17 protein-coding genes and 1 pseudogene (1 of these 18 running past the window's edge) are annotated in these 20,228 nt (G+C 67.7%); 8 read left to right on the forward strand and 10 right to left on the reverse strand.

Going from position 1 to position 20,228, the window contains the following annotated elements:
• Positions 1-18: 18 nt before the first annotated feature.
• From A3AG_RS0121185 to A3AG_RS0121195, 3 genes are read right to left on the reverse strand one after another with little or no spacing between them, the layout of a single operon-like run.
• Positions 19-1,203, reverse strand: a complete 1,185-nt coding sequence (locus tag A3AG_RS0121185) for an MFS transporter (protein ID WP_018007359.1) — start codon at positions 1,201-1,203, stop codon at positions 19-21.
• Positions 1,200-3,005: an IucA/IucC family protein gene (locus A3AG_RS0121190; RefSeq protein ID WP_204321163.1), complete on the reverse strand. Its 1,806-nt coding sequence runs from the start codon at positions 3,003-3,005 to the stop codon at positions 1,200-1,202. Before A3AG_RS0121190 ends, A3AG_RS0121185 begins: the two co-directional genes overlap by 4 nt.
• An 8-nt stretch (positions 3,006-3,013) precedes the next feature.
• Positions 3,014-4,219 carry an ATP-grasp domain-containing protein gene (locus A3AG_RS0121195; protein WP_026164359.1) on the reverse strand — a complete coding sequence of 402 codons (1,206 nt, stop codon included), beginning with the start codon at positions 4,217-4,219 and terminating at the stop codon, positions 3,014-3,016.
• Between the two features lie 369 nt (positions 4,220-4,588).
• On the opposite strand from A3AG_RS0121195, the gene A3AG_RS0121205 reads away from it, so the two are divergent.
• Positions 4,589-5,080 (forward strand): helix-turn-helix transcriptional regulator, encoded by a 492-nt coding sequence (locus A3AG_RS0121205; RefSeq protein WP_240619913.1) that lies wholly within the window; start codon positions 4,589-4,591, stop codon positions 5,078-5,080.
• Positions 5,081-5,125: 45 nt separating this feature from the next.
• Here A3AG_RS0121205 and A3AG_RS0121210 read toward each other — a convergent pair whose 3' ends face one another.
• From A3AG_RS0121210 to A3AG_RS0121245, 7 genes are all read right to left on the reverse strand, one after another.
• Positions 5,126-6,526, reverse strand: coding sequence for a hypothetical protein (locus A3AG_RS0121210; protein WP_018007364.1), 1,401 nt, complete (start codon positions 6,524-6,526; stop codon positions 5,126-5,128).
• 401 nt (positions 6,527-6,927) lie between these two features.
• Positions 6,928-7,908 (reverse strand): tripartite tricarboxylate transporter substrate binding protein, encoded by a 981-nt coding sequence (locus A3AG_RS0121220; protein WP_018007366.1) that lies wholly within the window; start codon positions 7,906-7,908, stop codon positions 6,928-6,930.
• Positions 7,909-7,976: 68 nt separating this feature from the next.
• The gene (locus A3AG_RS0121225; protein WP_018007367.1) at positions 7,977-11,543 is read right to left on the reverse strand and encodes an indolepyruvate ferredoxin oxidoreductase family protein; all 3,567 of its coding nucleotides are present in this window, start codon (positions 11,541-11,543) and stop codon (positions 7,977-7,979) included.
• 99 nt (positions 11,544-11,642) lie between these two features.
• On the reverse strand, positions 11,643-12,677 hold the full coding sequence (locus A3AG_RS0121230; RefSeq protein ID WP_018007368.1) for an Ldh family oxidoreductase: 1,035 nt from the start codon (positions 12,675-12,677) through the stop codon (positions 11,643-11,645).
• Positions 12,674-13,378 (reverse strand): GntR family transcriptional regulator, encoded by a 705-nt coding sequence (locus A3AG_RS0121235; RefSeq protein WP_018007369.1) that lies wholly within the window; start codon positions 13,376-13,378, stop codon positions 12,674-12,676. The genes A3AG_RS0121230 and A3AG_RS0121235 overlap by 4 nt, the downstream gene beginning before the upstream one ends.
• Before the next feature lie 6 nt (positions 13,379-13,384).
• A complete protein-coding gene (locus tag A3AG_RS0121240) occupies positions 13,385-14,539 on the reverse strand; it encodes a UxaA family hydrolase (RefSeq protein ID WP_026164360.1) in 1,155 nt (384 codons plus the stop codon).
• A gap of 5 nt (positions 14,540-14,544) precedes the next feature.
• On the reverse strand, positions 14,545-14,835 hold the full coding sequence (locus tag A3AG_RS0121245; protein ID WP_018007371.1) for a UxaA family hydrolase: 291 nt from the start codon (positions 14,833-14,835) through the stop codon (positions 14,545-14,547).
• 219 nt (positions 14,836-15,054) lie between these two features.
• Here A3AG_RS0121245 and A3AG_RS0121250 point away from each other — a divergent pair, with 219 nt between their 5' ends.
• The 7 genes and pseudogenes from A3AG_RS0121250 to A3AG_RS0121280 form a co-directional block, all read left to right on the forward strand.
• Complete coding sequence (locus tag A3AG_RS0121250; RefSeq protein ID WP_018007372.1) at positions 15,055-15,516, forward strand: hypothetical protein; 462 nt, start codon at positions 15,055-15,057, stop codon at positions 15,514-15,516.
• Entirely contained in the window at positions 15,506-15,910 is a 405-nt protein-coding gene (locus A3AG_RS0121255) for a hypothetical protein (RefSeq protein ID WP_018007373.1), read from the forward strand. The genes A3AG_RS0121250 and A3AG_RS0121255 overlap by 11 nt, the downstream gene beginning before the upstream one ends.
• 21 nt (positions 15,911-15,931) lie before the next feature.
• Positions 15,932-16,903: a zinc-binding dehydrogenase gene (locus tag A3AG_RS0121260; RefSeq protein ID WP_018007374.1), complete on the forward strand. Its 972-nt coding sequence runs from the start codon at positions 15,932-15,934 to the stop codon at positions 16,901-16,903.
• A 34-nt stretch (positions 16,904-16,937) separates the two neighbouring features.
• Positions 16,938-17,732 carry a TauD/TfdA dioxygenase family protein gene (locus tag A3AG_RS0121265; protein WP_026164361.1) on the forward strand — a complete coding sequence of 265 codons (795 nt, stop codon included), beginning with the start codon at positions 16,938-16,940 and terminating at the stop codon, positions 17,730-17,732.
• Between the two features lie 100 nt (positions 17,733-17,832).
• Positions 17,833-18,948, forward strand: a complete 1,116-nt coding sequence (locus A3AG_RS0121270) for a Re/Si-specific NAD(P)(+) transhydrogenase subunit alpha (protein ID WP_018007376.1) — start codon at positions 17,833-17,835, stop codon at positions 18,946-18,948.
• 14 nt (positions 18,949-18,962) lie between these two features.
• Positions 18,963-19,313, forward strand: coding sequence for an NAD(P) transhydrogenase subunit alpha part 2 (locus A3AG_RS0121275; RefSeq protein WP_018007377.1), 351 nt, complete (start codon positions 18,963-18,965; stop codon positions 19,311-19,313).
• Positions 19,310-20,228: pseudogene (locus A3AG_RS0121280) on the forward strand (NAD(P)(+) transhydrogenase (Re/Si-specific) subunit beta) (it continues 551 nt past the right edge of the window). Before A3AG_RS0121275 ends, A3AG_RS0121280 begins: the two are co-directional and overlap by 4 nt.

Here is a 20,228-nt window from a genome sequence, read left to right on the forward strand (position 1 = left end):
ACCTCGTTCTTGGAGGGATCAGAGCGGGCTCATCCGCTGTCGGGCGGTAAGGACCAGGTAGGCGACGGCCGGCGCCAGCAAGGCCGCGCCAAGCAGGTAGGGCGCGCGCTGGCCGGCCAGGCTGACCGCCGCGCCGGCGCCAAGCCCGGCGGCTACGCCACCCCATTTGGAACTGCTTTCGAACCAGCCGAAGGTGCGGCCGGCGTTGCCTGCGTGCACCACGCTGGCGACCAGCGCATGCAGCGCGATAAAGCCCACCGTCATGGCGATGCCCATCAGCAGCCGCCAGGCCACCAGCGCGGGCAGTCCCAGGGGCGCGGCCTGCGCCACCAGCGCGAGCGCCAGCGTGCCGTAGGCGGTGGCAAGCAGCGTCAGCGACGGCGCCAGCCCCAGCCGCCGCGACAGCAGCGGTGCCGCGGCCAGGTACACCAGGTGCGGCAGGCCGAACAGCAGCCCGGCGGTGGCCGTGGCGAGGGCGGGCATGCGCTGCTGCAGGTCCGGAATGAAGTAGGGGAACGTCACCACGGTGGCAAACACGAACGCGAACTGCAGCGCATAGATCTGCCGCGGCGTGGCCGGCGCCGCCGAGCTGGCGCCGCCGGCGCCAGGGGAGCGTGCCGCCGGCCGCTGCGCCGTGCCGGTGGCGCCGCCCGCCGGCAGCAGGGCAATCAGCGCCGCGGCGGCCAGTGGCAGCAGCGCCAGCCAGCGGTACAGCAGCAGCGGCGATTCGGCGCCCATCCACAGGCCCAGGCAGGCGGGCGCCGCCACCAGCGCGGCGCGGGCCGACCACTGCATCGCCGTCAGGCTGCGCGTGAGCGTGGTGCCGCTGGCGACCGTGGCCAGGTAGGCGTTGGAGGCCGAGAACGTGCCGCCCAGCACGCCCTGCAGCACCAGCGCCGCCAGGAACGCAAACGAGCTGGTCGCATAGCTGGCGAGCAGGAAGCTTGCCGCGAGCCCCAGCTGCGCGCGCATCAGCAGCGGCTTCTTGCCGAAGCGGTCGGCGAGCCGGCCCCACCATGGCGCCGAGATCGCCGCCAGCAGCGTGGGCACCACGTAGAACGCGCCCGCCAGCCATGGCACGTCGTTGTGCAGCGAGCGCTGCAGGATCAGCGCGAAGAACGGCGGCATGCCCAGCGCCGCGAACGCGGCGATGAAATGGCACAGCATCACCACCGCGACCACCTGCCGCGTGCCGGCGCTCATGCGGCCACCCTGAGGAAATTGGGGGCACGCTTGCCGTAGAACTTGTTGACGTCGGTTGCGCCGGTCTGCGCCTTTTCCGCCAGCGACGCGGCGGTCAGCAGGTACTTCAGGTGCAGCCGGTCGTCATCGAGCAGCACCTGGCGCGCGAATGCGGTGTCTTCACCCGCGGCGGCCAGGTCGGCAAGGACAGCCTCCACGTGGCGCCGCACGCGCGCGTAGCCCGCGGCGGGGTCGGTGCCGCGACGCTGCGCCAGGCCTTGGACCAGCGCCGCGATGTTCAGCTCCAGCGTGATGGTGACGAACATCTGCGCCAGCGGCAATGCCGCGTCGACGCCGATGCGCTGGTCTTCCAGGCCATCGAGGCGGGCCGCCAGGGCCGGCCAGCGGCGCGCGAGCATGGCGCGGTCGATGCGCGCGGCGTCATTGTCCTTGAGCATCAGGCGCAGGCCGTCGGCGCCGTACACCAGCATCGAGTTCTGCTGGTTGGATTCCAGCGCCACGCCATAACGCAACCATAGCGTCAGGTGCAGCTGCAGGGTCAGCGCCAGGTAGGCGTCGAGCCAGGCATCGAGATCGCCCCCGTGATATCGACCGGCGAGTTCCTCGGCCACGCACCGGCCACTGGCGGTTTCAGCCAGCAGGCCCGCCACCGCGACCACCGTCTTGTCCGCCAGCTGCGGCTCGGGATAGCGGCGCAGGATATAGCCCAGGAACGGGCGCTGGTCGACATGGGCGCCGTTGGCTTCGTCGGTCAGCAGCACCTGCCCGTGCAGGCCGGGTTCCTGGCGAACGATGTCGCCAAGCAGGGTCTGGATGCGATGGCCGTCGCCGATGGTGCTGGGCTTGATGGTGCGGATGTTCTTGGCGCCCAGGGTGCGGATCGTCAGCGGCAGCTTGATATGCCATGCGGGCGCGTCGAGCACGACCAGCGAGCGCACCGACAAGGTCGGCGACACGCGCAGGCAGGCCCGTGGTGCGCGAATGACCTGGCCGTCAAGGCCGCAGTCGGCGAGGAAGCCATCGAGGTGATGCTGCCAGACGAAGGGATGCACCGGCACCAGCGCATGCGAGCGGGCGAGCGCGGGATCGAGGCCGACCGCGGCGAAATCGGGCCAGTTCGGCGGCAGCGCATCGCCGGCGGGATGATGGCACTCGCGCGGGACCGCGAGCCAGTTCAGCGCGAATGCGGGCTGGAACTCGGGCGCGTAGCGGGCCAGGTCGGCGGCGGCAAAGCCCAGCTTGGCGCGCGCGGTGGGGTAGTAGGGATGGTCGAGGAAGCCCGCGACGCGATCGTAGTGCAGCATGCGCTGGTTCCAGGCGGGCAGCGCGTGTCCGTCCGCGCTGTCGGCCTGCGCGAACCAGCGTGCGCGCTCGGCCATCGAGACCGTGCGATGCTCCGCCGCGACACGGCACTCCTCGGCGTAGGCGGCGAACAGGCGCGCATCCGCCTCGGGCAGCCCGTCCGCAAAGGCAGCCAGGATGGTGTCGACCTGATGCAGCGCCGAGAACACGCCGCCGGCTTCGTGCAGCACTGGCAGGCGGGTCAGGCGCCATTGCTGCATGTAGCGCGTTGGTGTTACCGGGACCCACAGCACGCCGGCGCCCAGGCGCGGGACGCGCAGCCACTGCTGGCCGGCGTCGAAACCGTGCGCGGCACCCGGTACCGCGTCAGCGCCGTACAACTCGCCGCGGCTGACGCAGGCGCGCACGTCCTCGCGCAGCAGGGTATCGACGACGCGAACGCAGATGTAGTCCACATCCGCGTCGGCGGCAGTGGCGGACCGGGACGGGTGGTCAGTCATGCGGCCGCTCATTGCGCGATCTCCCAGGCGAGCTTGCTGCTGGCCAGTTCGACCGCCGCGGCCAGGCCCGCGCTGTCGGGGCCGCTGCCGCGCAGCACGCCCAGGTAGTCCTTGTTGGAATTCGTCAGCTGGATGGCGTCGCCCACCTTGCGCAAGGGCTGGTAGGTCAGCCGGACCCCGTCGCCTTCATGCTGGCTGTGTGCCGGCGCATGGCGCAGCGTACCTTCCGCCTGCGCGGTGAAATAGCGGATCCACGCCGCCCGCCTCGGCACCTCCAGCGCTGGCAGCGCCTCGCCCAGGTGCAGGCGCAAGACCTGCTCGAACAGCGGGAACTGCAGGGTGTCGGACAGCAGGAACTCGCGGTAGTCGCCGATGCTGCGGTAGTTGATCTCGATAAGGCGCGGGCCGTTCGCGGTCAGCACGTATTCGGTATGGCAGGCGCCGAAACCGATGCCGAAGCGGCGGATGGTGTCGAGCACCTCGGCCTCGACCGAAGCGGGCAGGCCGGTGCCCCATACCGCTTCCAGCTCAACGAAGTACGGCGGCGGCGACAGGGTCACGCGGAAGCCGCCCAGCGCGCGCAGTTCCTTGCCATCGCCCAGCGTTTCCAGCGTATACAGCGGGCCCTCCAGGTACTCTTCCAGCAGCAATACCTGGCCCGGGTGCCGCGCCCAGATCGCGCCGCAATGCTCGGCCAGCTCGGCGTGGCTGCGCGCCAGGCTGACCTGCTGACTGGCCACGCCTTCGCGCGGCTTGACGATGCACGGCATCGGCACGTCGGCCAGCGCGGCCAGGCCGGCGCTGTCGCAAACGACCGCGTGCCAGAGCGTGTCGATGCCCGACTCTTGCAGGCGCCGCCGCATCTCGGCCTTGTTCTTGGCGGCGTAGGCGGTGCGCCAGTCCTTGCCCGGCAGGCCAAAGTACGCCGAGGCGATCGCCGTGGCCGCCTGCAGGTGGTCGCTATTCGAAAACACGGCCGCGGGCTTGCCGCCGCGGCGCGTGATGGCATCGATCACCGCAAGCGGATTGAAGACATCGCACGCGACGATGTCATCCGGGTAGGCGGGCAGACCGGCGCCGGCAAAGTGTGCACGGTGGGCGTCGGCACAATCGGTCAATAAGACGACGGAGCGTCCAAGCGCGCGCGCCGCGGGCAGGAATCCTTCGTTGACGGCAGGGGTCGGTACGTGGGCGAGTACGAAGATCTCTTGCATGCGTTGGGGGCCTCAGGTGAATGTGCTGGGGAGAGCAGCCGGAATGCTTGGGGAGGAAAAACACCGACCCATGCTAATGCGACTCATTCTCATGTTCAACGCGTTGAAGACCCTCTGCTGGCATTTGCCGGGTCCGTTCAGGCTCTTTGTTCCGTATTGAAGTGTCATACCCAGCACATGATGGAGCATGGGACATATGTCCCGCCGCGGAAATTGTGATACCTGCGCCACTTTAAGCGTCACTACATTCGCCGCGGGGTCTTGGCCTGTTATTGAGAATCAGTTACATTACGCGTCCGCGAATGCTCGTTTTTGCCCGCCGGCTTGCCCTGGCCGGCCCGAGACCGAACGCCTATGCCCCCAAAGTTCTTGCTCCTGCTTGCCGTCTTTCCGCTTTATCAGGCATGGGACCTGTACCAGCTTGTCAGCAGCGGACCGTCGTTCCACTTCTATGCCGAAACCGCCGCGACCATTGCCTTCCTGGTGATCCTCGGGATCGTGATCGGCGAGCGCCGGCGGGCGCTGAACGAGTTCGAAACGCTCAAGCATTCGGCCGCCGCCGCGGCGCGCGCGGCGGCGGAACGCGATGCCGCCGCGCAACGTTCCACGCGCGATTTCCTGCAATCGATGCAGGAGCAGTTCGAGCGCTGGGGCCTGACCCCGGCCGAACGGGACGTCGCGTTACTGCTGGTCAAAGGCCTGTCGCTGGAAGAAATCGCCGGCGTGCGCGAGACCGGAGCGAAGACCGTGCGGCAGCACGCCGCCAATCTTTATGCCAAAGCCAAGGTGAACGGACGTCATCAGCTGGCGGCCTTCTTTTTCGAAGACCTGTTGGCGCCGCGCCCTGGTGGTGGACCGTAGGGCGATCACGCTGGCGCGCCTTTGGCTCGGCCATGCCTGCCTTGCCTACACCGCGGCCACCAAGTCGTCCGTATGCACCATCAGTTCGCGCACCTGCCGCAGCGTTGCGTACTGGTTGAGCACGGCGCGCCAGCCGGGCGCTTCCAGCAGCGCACGCCAGACCGGCTCGAGCTCGCGCACGCCGGCAGGCGATGCCGCGGTCAGCGCGGCGGCGAAGTCCAGGGTCGGCGTTGCCGACAGCAACTGCATGCGGCTGGCGGCGCCGAGCAGGCGCGGTGTCGGCTCGGCAGGCGCGTCGCAGCAATAGAGCACCGTGCGGGACAGCGCCGCAGCGGCCGAGGGCAGGGCGCACAGCGCGGCACCGCGCAGCGGCACCGTGCCTTGCCGGGTCGCAAACGGATAAACGACGTCCTTGTCCGCGTGCGCAAGCAGCCGCAAGCCGCGCAGCAGCCGGGGGAAATCCGTGGTCGCAGCATCGACGGAGGCCTTGACCTCGACCAGCAGGCACACATTCCAGGCCGGAGTTTCATCGGCGGTCTCACCTGCCGCGGCAGATTGCCCGAGCAGCACCACATCCCATTCGCTCTTGGCGTGCTGATGCGCGGCCGGGATCGCGGCCGGTACGCGCATCGACGTCACCACGCGGTAGGGTGCCGACGCGCCCGCCGCGGCGTTAAGGCGCTGCGCCAACGCCTCGATCGCCTGCGTGGCCTGCGCCTCCGCGGCTTCGCCACGCCGCCGTGACGACACGCCCTGCGCGACGGCCGAAGCGCTGCCCGAGCGCGGACCGTACCGTTCCCACAGCCTCCGGTATGCCACGACCTGCGCGTCCGACGCCAGCGTATCCAGGCGCCGCAGACGTGCCAGGGCCGGGTGTTCCAGCAACAGCGTCAGTCCGCGCGCCGGCGGCGGTCCCCCCACCGACGCAGGCGTCTGCGGGGTGTCCAGCAGTCGCTGTGCGGCCTCGTGCAATTCGTCCCAGGCTGCAGCGCCCGCGTATGCATGCATCCGGGCCAGCGCCTCGCGCTGCGGGCCGGCGCCGAGGCGTTGCTGTTTGCCGGGATGGGCAAGCGCATTGACCGCAGCGTGGATGGTGCGGCGGTCCTGGTCCGCGCGCGCGGACAGCGACGCATATTCCCGCACCGGCGCGGCCCGATGCCGCAGGACCATCGCCTGGAACACCGGATCGCCGCCATCCGCACGCATCGCTTCCCGCACCATGCGCGCGAGCGCGCCAGTGAAGCGATCTTTCAAGGCCGCATCCGGCGTCTCGCCACGCGCCAGCGCGGCGCGGGCCTGTTCGATCACGAGTGCGAGCGTCGTTGCCGGACTGGCATCCAGGGCTGGCGCAAAGGCATCGTCAAGTTCCGGCAGGCGATAGCGGCGTGGAACGGCGCGCAGCGTCGCATCGAGCAAGGCGTTTGGTGCCAGCGGAGGCTTGTCCATGTCCTGGGGGCGTCGCATTAATTCAATGCCTGAAGTCTCCGGCAATCCGGGGCCGGTTGTCCATCGGAGCGGGTTGGCGGGGCGGTTCCAACGTTTCCTCCAGGCGGCGCCGAATGACCTGACCGACCGGGATCTCGAGGGATGCCATAAGGGCCACGCGCCACCCCAGTGCTCCGCGGCGTCCGGGCTGAGCGTGGTGCGATCGAGGGCATTGCAAGTCTCCCGCGCAGCGATGCGGCCCCCATGGCTGATTGCCGCATTATTGGAATGCAGGTCCGACGAGCGGCCGCATGGCGGCGCGCGCGATCGCGCCCAGCACCTGTCGTTCGCGTCGCGCCTGGAATTTCATAACAAGTCTCCTGATTTGTGGTCGCGCCCCGCCGCAGCGGGGCACCAGCCCGTTATTCCAGGCGGAAGCCGGTCTGCTTGATGGCCAGCGCCCATTTCTTCTGCTCGGCGGCCATGAAGGTGGCGAACTGGTCCGGAGAGCTGCTGCTGGCCGGCTCGTAGCCCTTGTTGGCGAGTTGCTGGCGCACGCCGGGCGCATTCAGTGCCTTCTCAATTTCCTTGGCCAGCAGCGCGACGATCTCCTTCGGCGTGCCGGCCGGCGCCACCAGGCCATACCACTCGCTGGCCTCGATGCCCGGGAAGCCGGCCTCGGCCATGGTCGGTATTTCAGGGAACAGTGGCAGGCGCTGCTTGCTCGCCACGGCAATCCCCTTGAGCTGGCCGCCCTTCACGAAGGGCATTACTGCCGGCACGCCATGGAACATCATCTGGATGTGGCCGCCGACCATGTCGGTCAGGGCCTGGGGGCCGCCCTTGTAGGGGGCGTGGACAATGTTGACGTGGGCCATCTCCTTGAACACCTCGCTCACCACGTTCTGCTGGGTCCCGGGGCCGACCGATGCATAGCTCAGCTTGCCGGGCTCGGCTTTCGCCCGTGCCACCAGTTCCTTGACCGAGCCGGCGACCGATGGATTGACCACCAGCATGTAGGGCGAACTCGCCATCAGTCCCAGCGGCGCGAAATCCCTGCCCAGGTCGAACGGCAGGTTCTTCTGCAGGCTGGCATTGATAGCCATGGGCGCGCTGGCCACCAGCAGCGTGTAGCCGTCCGGCACGGCCTTGGCGCCCATGCCGGCGCCGATGTTCCCGGTGGCGCCCGGCCGGTTGTCGACCACGAACTGCTGGCCGAGGCTCGCGGTCATTTTCTCGGCCACGGTACGGGTCACGGTATCGACGCCACCGCCAGCCGGCCACGGCACGATGATGCGCACGGGGCGGTTCGGGTAGCCACCCTGGGCCAGGGCGCTGGCGGCACAGGCGGAAAGAGCAATGGCACCCAGGGCGTGTCCGACGCGATGCAGCATGGATTTCATGGTTTGTCTCCTTGTTTTCTCTGATGGTCCCCGCTCCGCAACGGGCGGGGCTTCTACACCATTTATCTTCAGGCAGCCACGGCGGGCCCGCTTGCCTCGTGCCGGACCTCGCCGTTCTCCCATTGCGCCATCAGCCGTTCCCAGCGGGGGCGGACGGCGGCCAGGTTGCGCACCTTGACGTGGCCATAGCCGCGGATCTCCATCGGCAGGCGCGCGATCTCGAGCGCCAGGTCCAGATTCTGCGCGGACAGTTTCTGCAGCAGTCCGTCGATGCAGCGGCCGTATTCGGCGATCAGCGCACGCTCCAGCTTGCGCTCGGCGGTATAGCCGAACGGGTCGAATGCCGTGCCGCGCAGGCCGCGGAAGCGGGCCAGTACGCCGAAGGCCGCGTGCATCCAGGGGCCGTAGGCGCCCTTGACGGGTTGCCCATCCTGGTTCTTTTTGGCGAACAGGGGCGGCGCGAGGTGGTGCACCAGGCGGACCTTGCCTTCGAACATCGACTCGATCTGCTTGCGGAATGCGGCGCCGGTGTGCAGGCGGGCCACCTCGTACTCGTCCTTGTAGGCCATCAGCTTGAACAGCGAGCGCGCCACGGCTTCGGTCATTCGGGTGCCGCCAACCACCGATTCCGCCATTTTCACGCGGCCGACAAACGACTCGTATTGCGCCGCATAAGCCCGGTTCTGGTAGCCGGTCAGAAACTCGGCGTGCTGCTTCAACAGTTCCTCGACGGACAGCTTGCGCACAAACTGGATCACTTGTGCGTCGGCGGCGCGCACCGGAACGCGTGACATGTCGTGCGCGCACATCCGGCCCCATTCGAAGGCGGCCTGGTTGCTGTCCACCTGCACGCCGTTGAGCTCGATCGCACGCATCAGCGCGGCATGCGACAGCGGCACGCGGCCCTTCTGCCAGGCGTAGCCCAGCATCATCAGGTTGGCGTAGATGGACTGACCCATCACGGCCTTTGCCACCTGCTCGGCGTCAAAGCTGCCGAGCTGGCCTTCGCCGACAGCCTGAGCGATGCGGCTCACGGCCTCCGCGGTCTGTGCGTCCCAGTCCGGATTGCGCACAAAGGCGGCGGTGGGGGTGACATGGCTGTTGAGCACGACATAGGTGCGCTCAGGCGACATGGCGGCAAGGGTCGCCTTGCTGGCCGCCACCACCGTGTCGCAGGCAATCACCAGGTCGGCCATCGCGATATCCACCCGGCTGGCATGCAGGGCATCGGGGCTGGCAGCGATCTGGATGTGGCTCCAGGTGGAACCGCCCATCTGTGCCATGCCGGTGGCGTCCTGGGTGATGACGCCTTTGCCTTCGAGATGCGCGGCCATGCCAAGCACGCCGCCGACCGTGACGATGCCGGTGCCGCCAATGCCCGCCACGACGATGCGCCGCGGCGTCGCCGCGTCGGGCAGGGCGGGCATCGGGATGTCGCTCGGGGCCGGATGGCGCCGGGCTGCTGTCGACGGCTGCCTGAGTTGGCCGCCCTCGACGGTGACGAAACTGGGGCAGAAGCCCTTGGTACAGGAGAAGTCCTTGTTGCAGGTATCCTGGTTGATCTTGCGCTTGCGGCCAAATTCCGTCTCCACCGGCTGCACGGCCAGGCAGTTGCTCTCTACCGAGCAGTCGCCGCAGCCTTCGCACACCAGTTCATTGATGACCACGCGCTTCGCAGGATCGACCATGGTGCCGCGCTTGCGCTCGCGGCGCTTCTTGGTGGCGCAGGCCTGGTCGTAGATGATCGCCGTGACCCCGCTGACTTCGCGCAGCTCGCGCTGTACGGCATCGAGTTCGTCGCGATGGCGCACCGTGACCTCCGTTGCCAAGTTGGCGACACCCTTGTACTTGTCCGGTTCATCCGTGACCACCACGATTTGCCTGGCGCCCTCGGCGGCCAGTTCGCGCGACATCGCCGGCACGTCTAGCTGCCCGTCCACCGGCTGGCCACCGGTCATCGCCACGGCGCTGTTGAACAGGATCTTGTAGGTCAAGTTCACGCCGGCATGGATGGACTGGCGCACCGCCAGCAGGCCGGAGTGGTTGTAGGTGCCGTCGCCCAGGTTGGCGAACATGTGGCTGCGCTTGCTGAAGGGTGCCTGGCCCATCCAGTGCACGCCTTCTCCGCCCATCTGCGACCACGAGGTGGTAGAACGGTCCATCCACACCACCATGCCGTGGCAGCCGATGCCGGCCGTCGCCACCGAGCCTTCCGGCACGCGCGTGCTGGTGTTGTGCGGGCAGCCCGGGCAGAACCATGGCAGGCGGTCGGTGCCGCGCGAGTCGCCCTGGGCGGTGGCGCGTTCCCTGGCCTCGATTTCCTTCAGACGCACGTCCATGCGCGCCGCCACATCGGCCGGCACGCCGAGCAGCCGGAGGCGCTGGGCGATGGCCTTGGCCACCAGCGCCGGCGACAGGTCGGCCTTGGCGCGCAGCAGCCAGTCCTCGGCCGGCCGTGGATGGCTCCATTCGCCACCCACGCCGTCGGTGTGGTGGTACTTGCCGAAGACGGCCGGGCGAGCGTCGGGGGGATAGTGGTACAGCTCGTCCTTGAGCTGCTGCTCGATGAGGGGGCGCTTTTCCTCCACCACCAGCACTTCGCGCATGCCGTGCGCGAACTCGCGCACGCTGAGCGATTCCAGCGGCCACACCACGCTGACCTTGTGGACCCGGATGCCGAGCGCGCGACAGGCGGCGTCATCGAGTCCGAGGTCAAGCAGGGCCTGGCGCGTATCGCTGTAGGCCTTGCCGCTGGCAATGATGCCCAGCCGGTCGTTGGGGCCCTCGACCACGTTGCGGTTCAGGCGGTTGCTCCGCACATAGGCGAGTGCCGCCGGCCACTTGAACTCCATCATGCGCGCCTCGGCCGCGAGCGGATCGTCCGGCCAGCGGATATGCAGGCCGCCCGCAGGCATCGCGAAGTCTTCAGGCAGCAGGATGCGGACGCGGTCCGAGTCGGTGACCACCGAGGCGCCCGACTCCACCACCTCCTGCACGGTCTTCATGCCGGACCACAGGCCGCTGAACCGGCTCATGGCAAAGGCATGCACGCCCAGGTCCAGAATGTCCTGCACGCTGGACGGAAAGAACACCGGCAGGCCGCAGGCGATCAAGGTGTGGTCGCTCTGGTGCGCCAGCGTGCTGCTCTTGGACACGTGGTCGTCGCCGGCCAGCGCGATCACGCCACCCAGCCGCGAGGTGCCAGCCAGGTTGGCGTGCTTGAGTGCATCGCCGCTGCGGTCGACGCCGGGGCCCTTGCCGTACCAGATGCCGAACACGCCGTCGTACTTCTTGCTGGCCGCATCGAAGTCGAGTTGCTGCGATCCCCACACGGCCGTCACGCCAAGCTCTTCGTTGACCCCGGGCTTGAACACAACATGGTTGTCGGCGAGATACTTCCTGGCCTGCCACATGGCCTGGTCATAGGTGCCTAGCGGCGAGCCGCGGTAGCCGGAAATGAAGGCAGCGGTGTTGTGGCCTGCCATGGTGTCGCGCCGCCGCTGCAGCAGTGGCAGCCGCACCAGGGCCTGCACGCCGCTCATGTAGGCGCGGCCGGATTCCAGCGCGTACTTGTCGTCGATCGACACGGCTTCCATGGCCTGCCGGGCTGCCTCGGGGAGTATTGGAGCGTTCATAGGGCGGAATCAGCCAGTATGGGGTTGGGTAGGGGCGGCCGGCGCCTGCCGGTGGCCCGGTTCTCTGTGATGTTGTCGTGGATGTTTTCGTGGATTCGGCTAAGCCGGGAACGGGATGGCGAGCTGCCTGCCCAGCGCGGTCAGCTCGCAGGTAATGGCGTCGGGCAACGCGACGCCGTGCTCGCGGCCTTCACGTTCGAGGGCGTTGCCGCGATGGCCCGGAAGCCTTGCATCGCCACCGCCGGCGGCAAGGTAGTTGCCGCTCCAATGGGCCATGTAGTCGGCGAACATGCCCGGGCCGGCGAAGGCATCGGGCCTGACGAGCCAGACAAAGCCGCCCTGGCGGCCCACGGCGCCGGCACTGCCGACGTGATTGCGCTCGGGGGAGAGCGAGTCGGCGGTGGCGCTGAGGGCGCCTGCCAGGCACTCGACCATCATGGCGATGCCGATGCCCTTGTGGCCCCCGGTGGGCAGCAGCGAACCGGCCAGCGCACGCTGTGCATCGGTGGTTGGCTGGCCCTCGGCGTCGAGCGCCCAGCCCTCGGGAATTGCTTTGCCCTCGCGGGCGGCCAGCAGGATATGGCCGCGCGCGGCGACGCTGCAGGCCACGTCGAACACGATTGGTGCATCGCCAGGCAGGGGGCAGCCGAAGGCGATCGGGTTGTGGCCGATGGCTGGGCGGGCGAAGCCCTGCATGCCCAGCACGGGCGGCGTGCGCTGACCGACCAGGCAGAACGCTCCCGCCTCGGCGGCCAGCAGGGCATGGATGCCCAGTGCGCCGAGGTGGCCGCACGACTGCACCGCAACCAGTACGGATGCGCTCGATTCCAGCGCCTCCAGGCCAAGCTGCACCGCGTGCGGCCCGGCGATCTGGCCCATGGCGCCATCGGCGTCCAGCACGATGCCGCCGGCAAAGCTGCGGTGAGACATCCCGGCGCCCGGATTAAAGTCGCCGGCACGCAGACGCTCGACATACGAGGGCACGCGCGTCATGCCATGGGTCTTGTAGCCGCGCAGCTCGCTGCGAACCAGCACGGTGGCGGCCTGGATGGCGTGCTCGCGCGCCACGCCGCACGATTCGAAAACAGCAGACGTCCAGCGCTCCAGGCGGTGGACGCTCCATCGCTTAGTCATGAGGACTTCTCCCGCACGATCATCAGCCGCTCTGAGAAGGGGGCGGCGTAGACCGACTGGTAGTAAAGCGGCTGGTCGCGCAGCGTGTAACCGCGCATTTCCATGATAAAGGCCGGCGCGTCGGCCTTCAGCCCGATCTCGCGCGCCGCCGTGGCGGGCGCCGGGCCGAAGCGGATCCACTGGTCCACGCGCAACGTCGGCAGCGACAGCCGCTGGCCGATCAGTTCGCGCAGGTTCTTCTCCAGCGCGTCCCGGTCCAGGCCGCCAAGCTGGGCGAAGTCCTCGTCGCGCAGCCAGAACTCGCTGTAAAGGTCCAGACGCCCGCCCACGCTGATCACGCGCTCGATGCGCACCCAGCCATCGCCGCCGAGGAACTCGGACCATGGCCCCGGGCGCTTGATACGCTTGACGGAGCGCGCGTGCACGTAGGACGGCAGCTCGTTGCCCTGCTCGTCGCGAAAGCGCAGGTAGCGCACATCCGCGGGCGCCACGCGCGTGCCGGAAACAAAGGTACCCCGCCCCTGCTCGCGCGTGATCAGTCCGGAGTGCTTCAGCCGGATCAGCACCTTCTGGATAGTGCCCACACTAACGCCGTGCATGGCGGCCAGCTCGCCCTCTGACGGCAGGCGGTCGCCCTCGCGCAGTGCGCCGGATTCGATGGAGCGGATGATCGCGTCGGAGACGCTGTTAAGTTTGGTCATGGTTGCTCAGAGGCTCAGTGCGAATCGACTGATCGCGGTCTCCCGGATATCGAGCACCTCGCTGGTCAGCCGCGTGCCGGATGCGACGTCAGTCGCATAGCCGTACAGCCGCTCGCCGAGGTCGGAGATCTTCTCTCCGCGTTGCAGGACGCCGCTGACGTCGAAGTCAATGTTGTCGGCCATGGTGTGCAGGGTATTGACGTTGCCGCACACCTTGACTGTCGGTGCCACCATGCTGCCGATCGGGTTGCCCACCCCCGTGCCGAAGAAGGTCAGCTGGCATCCGCCGGCAGCCAGCGCAGTCAGATTTTCCACTGCCGCGGCCGGTGCGTCCATGAAATGCAGGCCTTTCTTCTGCGGGGCCTCGCCGTAGCGCAGCACGCCCACCAGCGGGCTGGTGCCGGCCTTGGCCATGGCGCCCAGCGCCTTCTCTTCGACGGTGGTCAGGCCGCCGCGCTTGTTGTCGGGCGAAGGCTGGTCCTCGCGCATGTCGACGCCGCGCGAGATGGCCAGATTCTCCATGTTGCGCACAGCGCTGACGAAGGCCTCGCGCACACGGCCGTCTGCGGCGCGTTCGGCGAACAGGTGATCGGCGCCGATGAACTCCGACGTTTCCGAAATGATCACGGTGCCGCCCTCGGCGATCAGCATGTCGGCCATGCGCCCGATCACCGGGTTGCAGCTCAGGCCCGAGGTGGTATCGGACCCGCCGCACTCCACGCCGATCACCAGCGACGACACCGGGCATGGCACGCGGCGCGCGCGGGACGCGGCCAGGACAAGGCGGGTGGCCTTGCGGGTGCCGTCGGCAATGCAGTCAACGGTGCCGTTGGGCTGCAAGTGCACGCGTTCGACCGGCTTGCCGCTGAGCTGGATGCGGCGCGCCACTTCTTCGGTCGACGACGGCTCCAGGCCCACCAGCAGCACCGCGGCGACGTTGGGGTTGCGCCCCAGGCCGGCCAGCGACTCGAAGGCGAAGTCCAGGTCGGCGCCGAACTGGCCGCGCACGAACAGCGTGGTGACGGGAATGCAGCCACCCACGGTGCGGGCAATGGTGCGGGTCACCGGATTGCAGTTGTCCATCACCGAAACCACGGCGATCCAGTTGCGCACACCGACCGCGCCGTTCTCGCGGGGATATCCCAGGAAGGTTGTTGCCATCTGCATTACCCCTTGTGCAGGTCGCCGCGGGCGCGCGCCGACTCGATGTTGTGAACATGCATGTGTTCGCCGGCACGCACCGTGCGGCTGGCGCGGCCGATGACCTGGCCGTACTTCAGGATGGTGTCTCCCGCTACCGTGTCGGCGATGCAGATCTTGTGGCCAAACGGCACGTCTTGCAGCAGCACCAGCCTGCCTTGCCGCTCGCCCTCGAGCGCACAGGGCTCGCCGGCTTCGCCGGCGTCGAGCAGGGTGGCCACATTGTCGGCGGCGTTCAGTACGATGGCTCGTGGCATTTGATCAACTCCTGTATAGATGTTGGGATCCAATGTAGGAAGACTGCCGGTTGATGGTCAAGCTAAAACCGGCCATATCAGAGAAAACCACTACTCACACAGCGTAAGTCCTATATAGAAGTTTGTTGACATCGGTGCGGCCGCTGTCTATCGTCCTGACAACGGCGATGTTTGTCAGCGCCGGAACTTCGACGCTGTGAATCAACGGAGAAAGCCGACATGAACGTCATGTCACACAAGGAGAAGATCGCCAAGTTGCAGGCCCTGCGCGCGCGCCTGGACCCGCTGGAGGATTTCGGCCTCTGGTTCTGGGCCGGCATGACGGCCGGCACCCATGCCGTCAATGCAGCACTGCACCAGGCCCGCATCACGCTGGATGACGACTGCTTTCCGACGCAACCGGGCGTCTATCTGATGCCGCAGCCCGACGGCAGCCTCAAGGCGGCGTTGCGGCCGCTGGGCGATGTACTGCATGTTGGCCGCCCAAAAGTGGAGGGCCCGGTGCCCGCCGATATCGCCGAGATGATGGAGGCGATGGAGCACATCGAACACCACCGGGATCCTTGCCTGCGCGAGGGGCTGGCGCCTACTGCCGAAATTGCGGCGGGCTGCGACGCCGCGCTGCGCCGCTGCCTTGACTTGCTGGAAGCGCGGCTGGAGGGGAATCGCCATGGACATTGAACAGCACATGGCAACGGCGCGCAGCATCGAGGCATCGCTGCGCAAGTGCACCAGCGCTGACTACGAGATGACCATCGAGGGCGCGATGCTGGCCGGCACGCACTGGCTCAACGCGCTGCTGCACAAGCTCGGCACCACGTCGCGGCAGGCGGATGTATTCCACACGTACCTGTTGACGGTCAATGAATTCCGGCGGCTGTCGGTAGCGGCGGAAAGGCCGCTGCAGGCGCTGGCTGCGATCGAAGATGCCCGCCCGCCGTTCGTGCGCGGCAACCACCCCGGCGGCGAGGCGGCCGCCGAACGCGCGCTGGAACTGCTGTCGCTGATCCGTGCGACCGCGCAGTGCGCAGTCCAGGCATTCGCGAACGAGTCAGGCGCAGCAAGAAAAGCGTAGAGAGACGAAAAGGAGACAGCAGTGAAGGCAGTCCGTGTAGTGCCGGGCCCCGAGGGCGGCAAGGTCGAAGTGCAGGATATCCCCGTGCCGGCGGCGGCAGCGGGGCAGGTACTGGTGAGGGTGCGCGCGGCGGGCCTGAACCGTGGCGAAATCAACCAGGCGAAGGAGCTACGGTCGGGCGATACCATCACGACCGGCGTCGAGTTTGCCGGCGAGGTGGCGGAAGTCGGCGAGGGTGTCAACGGCTGGCGCGTGGGCGACCGCGTGATGGGCCATGGCCGCGGCTGCCAGGCGGAGTACGTGGTGGCCGATCCGATGGCGCTGATCCCGGTGCCGGATGGCCTGTCGTGGATCGATGCCGCGGCGTTCCCGAACGTCTTTATCACTGCGCATGACGCACTGGTCACGAATGGCCGCCTGGTCGCCGGCGAGTCGGTACTGGTCAACGGCGCCTCGGGCGGCGTGGCGATGGCGGCGATCCAGATCGCCTCGCTGATGGGCGCCCGTCCCGTGATCGCGTCGTCGCGCTCCGCCGCCAAGCTGGACAAGATCAGCCAGTTCGGCGTGGATGTCGGCATCGATGCGTCGCGCGACGACCAGGTCGAGGCGGTCCTGGCGGCCACCGGCAACAAGGGTGTCGACATCATCATCGACACGGTAGGCGGTCCGGTGTTCGAAGCCAATATGCAAAGCCTGGCGGTCAAGGGCCGCCTGGTGAACATCGCGCGGCTGGGTTCCGCGACTGCGCAGATCGACCTGACGCAGCTCTGGCTCAAGCGCCTGCAGCTGATTGGCGTGACCTTCCGCACCCGCACGGAACAGGAGCGGCTGGAGTGCATCCAGGCCTGCGCCCGGGACATGCTGCCATTTCTGCGCGCGGGCCGCGTGCGCCTGCCGATCGACCGGACCTTTGCCCTGACCGACATTGACGCTGCCCACGCATACATGAAACAAGACCAGCACGTCGGCAAGATCGTATTGCTGATCGGCTGAATCCACAAAGAAGCCTGAGACAAGAGGAGACATGATGACAATCCAGATCAAGCCGCTGACCGGCTCCGTGGCGGCAGCCGTGACCGGTGTCGACCTGAACCAACCGCTCGACGATGCCAGCTTCGAGATCCTGCACCGAGCCTTCCTCGAGTATGGCGTGCTGGTGTTCCGCGGCCAGCACCTTCAGCCTGCCGCCCAGGTCGCGTTTGCCAGGCGTTGGGGCAAGCCAGTGCAGGGCAACCCCTTGCTCAAGGGTCTGACAGAGTTCCCGGAACTGGCCCAGGTCACCAATATCCCCAAGGAAACCGCCTCGACCGAGGCCTGGCATTCGGATTCGATCTATACCGAGGTGCCGCCCAAGATCTCGATTCTCTCGGCAGTGACCATCCCCGTCGGCGGCGACACCATGTGGTGCAACCAGTATGTCTCGTACGACCGCCTGTCGCCGGCGATGCAGCGCATGATCGAAGGGCTGCGGGCCCGGTTCTCCGGCACGCGGCTGGCCAAGATGACCGGTTCGGACAAGGTCCCCACGGCAGTGCACCCGATCGTGCGCACGCACCCGGAGACGGGGCGCAAGGCGCTCTATGTAGGCCACCCTGATACCGCGCAGTGCATCGAAGGCATGACCGAGGCGGAGAGCCGTCCGCTGCTCGACTTCCTGTACGAGCACTCGGTGACGCCGGACAACGTCTACCGCCATATGTGGCAAGAGGGCGATGTACTGATGTGGGACAACCGCTGCACCATGCACTATGCCGTGCATGACTACGGCAACGCCGAGCGGATACTGAACCGCGTCACGCTGGAAGGGGACGTGCCCCGCTGAGTAGTACCGCCAATACCGGCGCCCTTTGCCTTAGATCCGGCGGTGGCGCCCGGCATCAAGGGCCTGTCCGGTTTGCGGACGGGACCAAACGGAGACTGATATGCAGATAGGGATCCCGACTGAGACGCGGGCGGGGGAAGCGCGTGTTGCCGCGACACCGGAGACCGTCAAGAAATACGTCGCCCAGGGCCACAAGGTGGTGGTGCAGGCCGGTGCCGGCCTGAACGCCAGCCAGCCCGACAGCGCGTATGAGGCGGTCGGCGCCACCATCGGCAGCGCCGCCGACGCGCTCGGCGCGCAACTGGTGCTGAAGGTGCGCGCGCCCGATGCCGCCGAGCTGGCGCAGATGAAGCCCGGCGCGGTGCTGGTGGGCATGCTCAACCCCTTCGATGCCGAGAACAACGCGCGCATGTCNGCCGCCAACATCACCGCCTTCGCGCTCGANGCCGCGCCGCGCACCACGCGCGCGCAGAGCATGGACGTGCTGTCGTCGCAGGCCAATATCGCCGGCTACAAGGCCGTGCTGGTGGCNGCGCACCACTACCAGCGCTTCATGCCGATGCTGATGACCGCCGCCGGCACCGTCAAGGCCGCGCGCGTGCTGATCCTGGGCGCCGGCGTGGCCGGCCTGCAGGCCATCGCCACCGCCAAGCGCCTGGGNGCGGTGATCGAAGCCTCNGACGTGCGCCCCGCGGTCAAGGAGCAGATCGAATCGCTCGGCGCCANGTTCCTCGACGTGCCGTTCCTGACCGACGANGAGCGCGANATCGCGCAGGGCGTGGGCGGCTACGCGCGCCCGATGCCGCCGGACTGGATGAAGCGCCAGGCCGAGCTGGTGCACCAGCGCGCGCTCCAGGCCGACATCGTCATCACCACCGCGCTGATCCCCGGGCGCAAGGCACCGGTGCTGCTGCAGGAAGCCACCGTGGCGCAGATGAAGCCCGGCTCGGTGGTGGTCGACCTGGCCGCCGCGCAGGGCGGCAACTGCCCGCTGACGGTGGCCGACCAGGTGGTCAACCACAACGGCGTGATCCTGGTTGGGCATACCAACCTGGCCAGCATGGTGGCGGCCGACGCCTCGGCGCTCTACGCCCGCAACGTGCTGGACTTCTTCAAGCTGATCATCGACAAGGACGGCCAGCTTGTTATCAACAAGGAAGACGACATCGTCGCCGCCTGCCTGATGACGCGGCGGGACGAACAGGCAGTGGCCTGATCAGGAGAGCAATCATGGAAATGGTGAACCACACGGTGATCAACCTGATCATCTTTGTCCTGGCGATCTACGTGGGCTACCACGTGGTCTGGACCGTTACCCCCGCGCTGCATACCCCGTTGATGGCGGTGACCAATGCGATCTCGGCCATCATCATCGTCGGCGCCATGCTGGCCGCCGGCCTGACCGAGGGCCATGTCGGCCGCGCAATGGGCACGCTGGCGGTGGCGCTGGCGGCGGTCAATGTGTTCGGCGGCTTCCTGGTCACGCAACGCATGCTGGAGATGTTCAGGAAGAAGGCACCCAAGGCGCGGGCTGAAGCAAAGAGTCAGCCTGGCGGCAAACTGTCGGAGGTCGCGCAATGAATGGCCTGTCGATGAATCTGGTGACGCTGTCTTACCTGGGCGCCTCGGTCTGCTTTATCCAGGCGCTCAAGGGGCTGTCGCACCCGACCACCGCGCGGCGTGGCAATGGCTTCGGCATGGCCGGCATGGCGGTGGCGGCGCTCACCACGGTGGCGCTGATCTTCAAGCTGAAGAGCGAGCTGCTGTCCGGCGGGGCGGACGCATCAGCGCCCGGCACCGGCCTGGCGCTGATACTGGCCGCGCTGGTGGTGGGCGGCGGCATCGGCGCCTACGTGGCCAGGAAAGTGCAGATGACCAAGATGCCCGAGCTGGTGGCGGCGATGCACTCGCTGATCGGCCTGGCGGCGGTGTTCATTTCGGTGGCGGCAGTGGCGGAGCCAGCCGCGTTCGGCATCACGGCTGCCGGTTCGCATGACATCCCGCTCGGCAACCGGGTCGAGCTGTTCATTGGCTGCTTCGTCGGCGCGATCACGTTCTCGGGCTCGGTGATCGCTTTCGGCAAGCTGGCCGGGCGCTACAAGTTCCGCCTGTTCCAGGGCGCGCCGGTGGTGTTCGCCGGCCAGCACTGGCTGAACCTGCTGCTCGCGGTGGCGATGGTCGGTTTCGGCATCGCCTTCTTCCTGACACAGGCGTGGGAGCCGTTCCTGGTGATGCTGGCGATCGCCTTCGTGCTGGGCGTGCTGATCATCATCCCGATCGGCGGCGCCGACATGCCGGTGGTGGTGTCGATGCTGAACTCGTACTCTGGCTGGGCGGCGGCGGGCATCGGCTTCTCGCTGAACAACCCGATGCTGATCATCGCCGGCTCGCTGGTGGGTTCGTCCGGTGCCATCCTCTCGTACATCATGTGCAAGGCGATGAACCGCTCGTTCTTCAACGTGATCCTGGGCGGCTTCGGCNGCGATGCCNNNGCCG

It is taken from the genome of Cupriavidus neocaledonicus (assembly GCF_000372525.1).
GTDB lineage: Bacteria > Pseudomonadota > Gammaproteobacteria > Burkholderiales > Burkholderiaceae > Cupriavidus > Cupriavidus neocaledonicus.

Coding starts and splice junctions, on each gene's coding strand:
- A3AG_RS0121185 (WP_018007359.1), bottom strand. CDS start 1,203: ATGAGCGCCGGCACGCGGCAGGTGGTCGCGGTGGTGATGCTGTGCCAT.
- A3AG_RS0121190 (WP_204321163.1), bottom strand. CDS start 3,005: ATGACTGACCACCCGTCCCGGTCCGCCACTGCCGCCGACGCGGATGTG.
- A3AG_RS0121195 (WP_026164359.1), bottom strand. CDS start 4,219: ATGCAAGAGATCTTCGTACTCGCCCACGTACCGACCCCTGCCGTCAAC.
- A3AG_RS0121210 (WP_018007364.1), bottom strand. CDS start 6,526: ATGGACAAGCCTCCGCTGGCACCAAACGCCTTGCTCGATGCGACGCTG.
- A3AG_RS0121220 (WP_018007366.1), bottom strand. CDS start 7,908: ATGAAATCCATGCTGCATCGCGTCGGACACGCCCTGGGTGCCATTGCT.
- A3AG_RS0121225 (WP_018007367.1), bottom strand. CDS start 11,543: ATGAACGCTCCAATACTCCCCGAGGCAGCCCGGCAGGCCATGGAAGCC.
- A3AG_RS0121230 (WP_018007368.1), bottom strand. CDS start 12,677: ATGACTAAGCGATGGAGCGTCCACCGCCTGGAGCGCTGGACGTCTGCT.
- A3AG_RS0121235 (WP_018007369.1), bottom strand. CDS start 13,378: ATGACCAAACTTAACAGCGTCTCCGACGCGATCATCCGCTCCATCGAA.
- A3AG_RS0121240 (WP_026164360.1), bottom strand. CDS start 14,539: ATGGCAACAACCTTCCTGGGATATCCCCGCGAGAACGGCGCGGTCGGT.
- A3AG_RS0121245 (WP_018007371.1), bottom strand. CDS start 14,835: ATGCCACGAGCCATCGTACTGAACGCCGCCGACAATGTGGCCACCCTG.
- A3AG_RS0121250 (WP_018007372.1), top strand. CDS start 15,055: ATGAACGTCATGTCACACAAGGAGAAGATCGCCAAGTTGCAGGCCCTG.
- A3AG_RS0121255 (WP_018007373.1), top strand. CDS start 15,506: ATGGACATTGAACAGCACATGGCAACGGCGCGCAGCATCGAGGCATCG.
- A3AG_RS0121265 (WP_026164361.1), top strand. CDS start 16,938: ATGACAATCCAGATCAAGCCGCTGACCGGCTCCGTGGCGGCAGCCGTG.
- A3AG_RS0121275 (WP_018007377.1), top strand. CDS start 18,963: ATGGAAATGGTGAACCACACGGTGATCAACCTGATCATCTTTGTCCTG.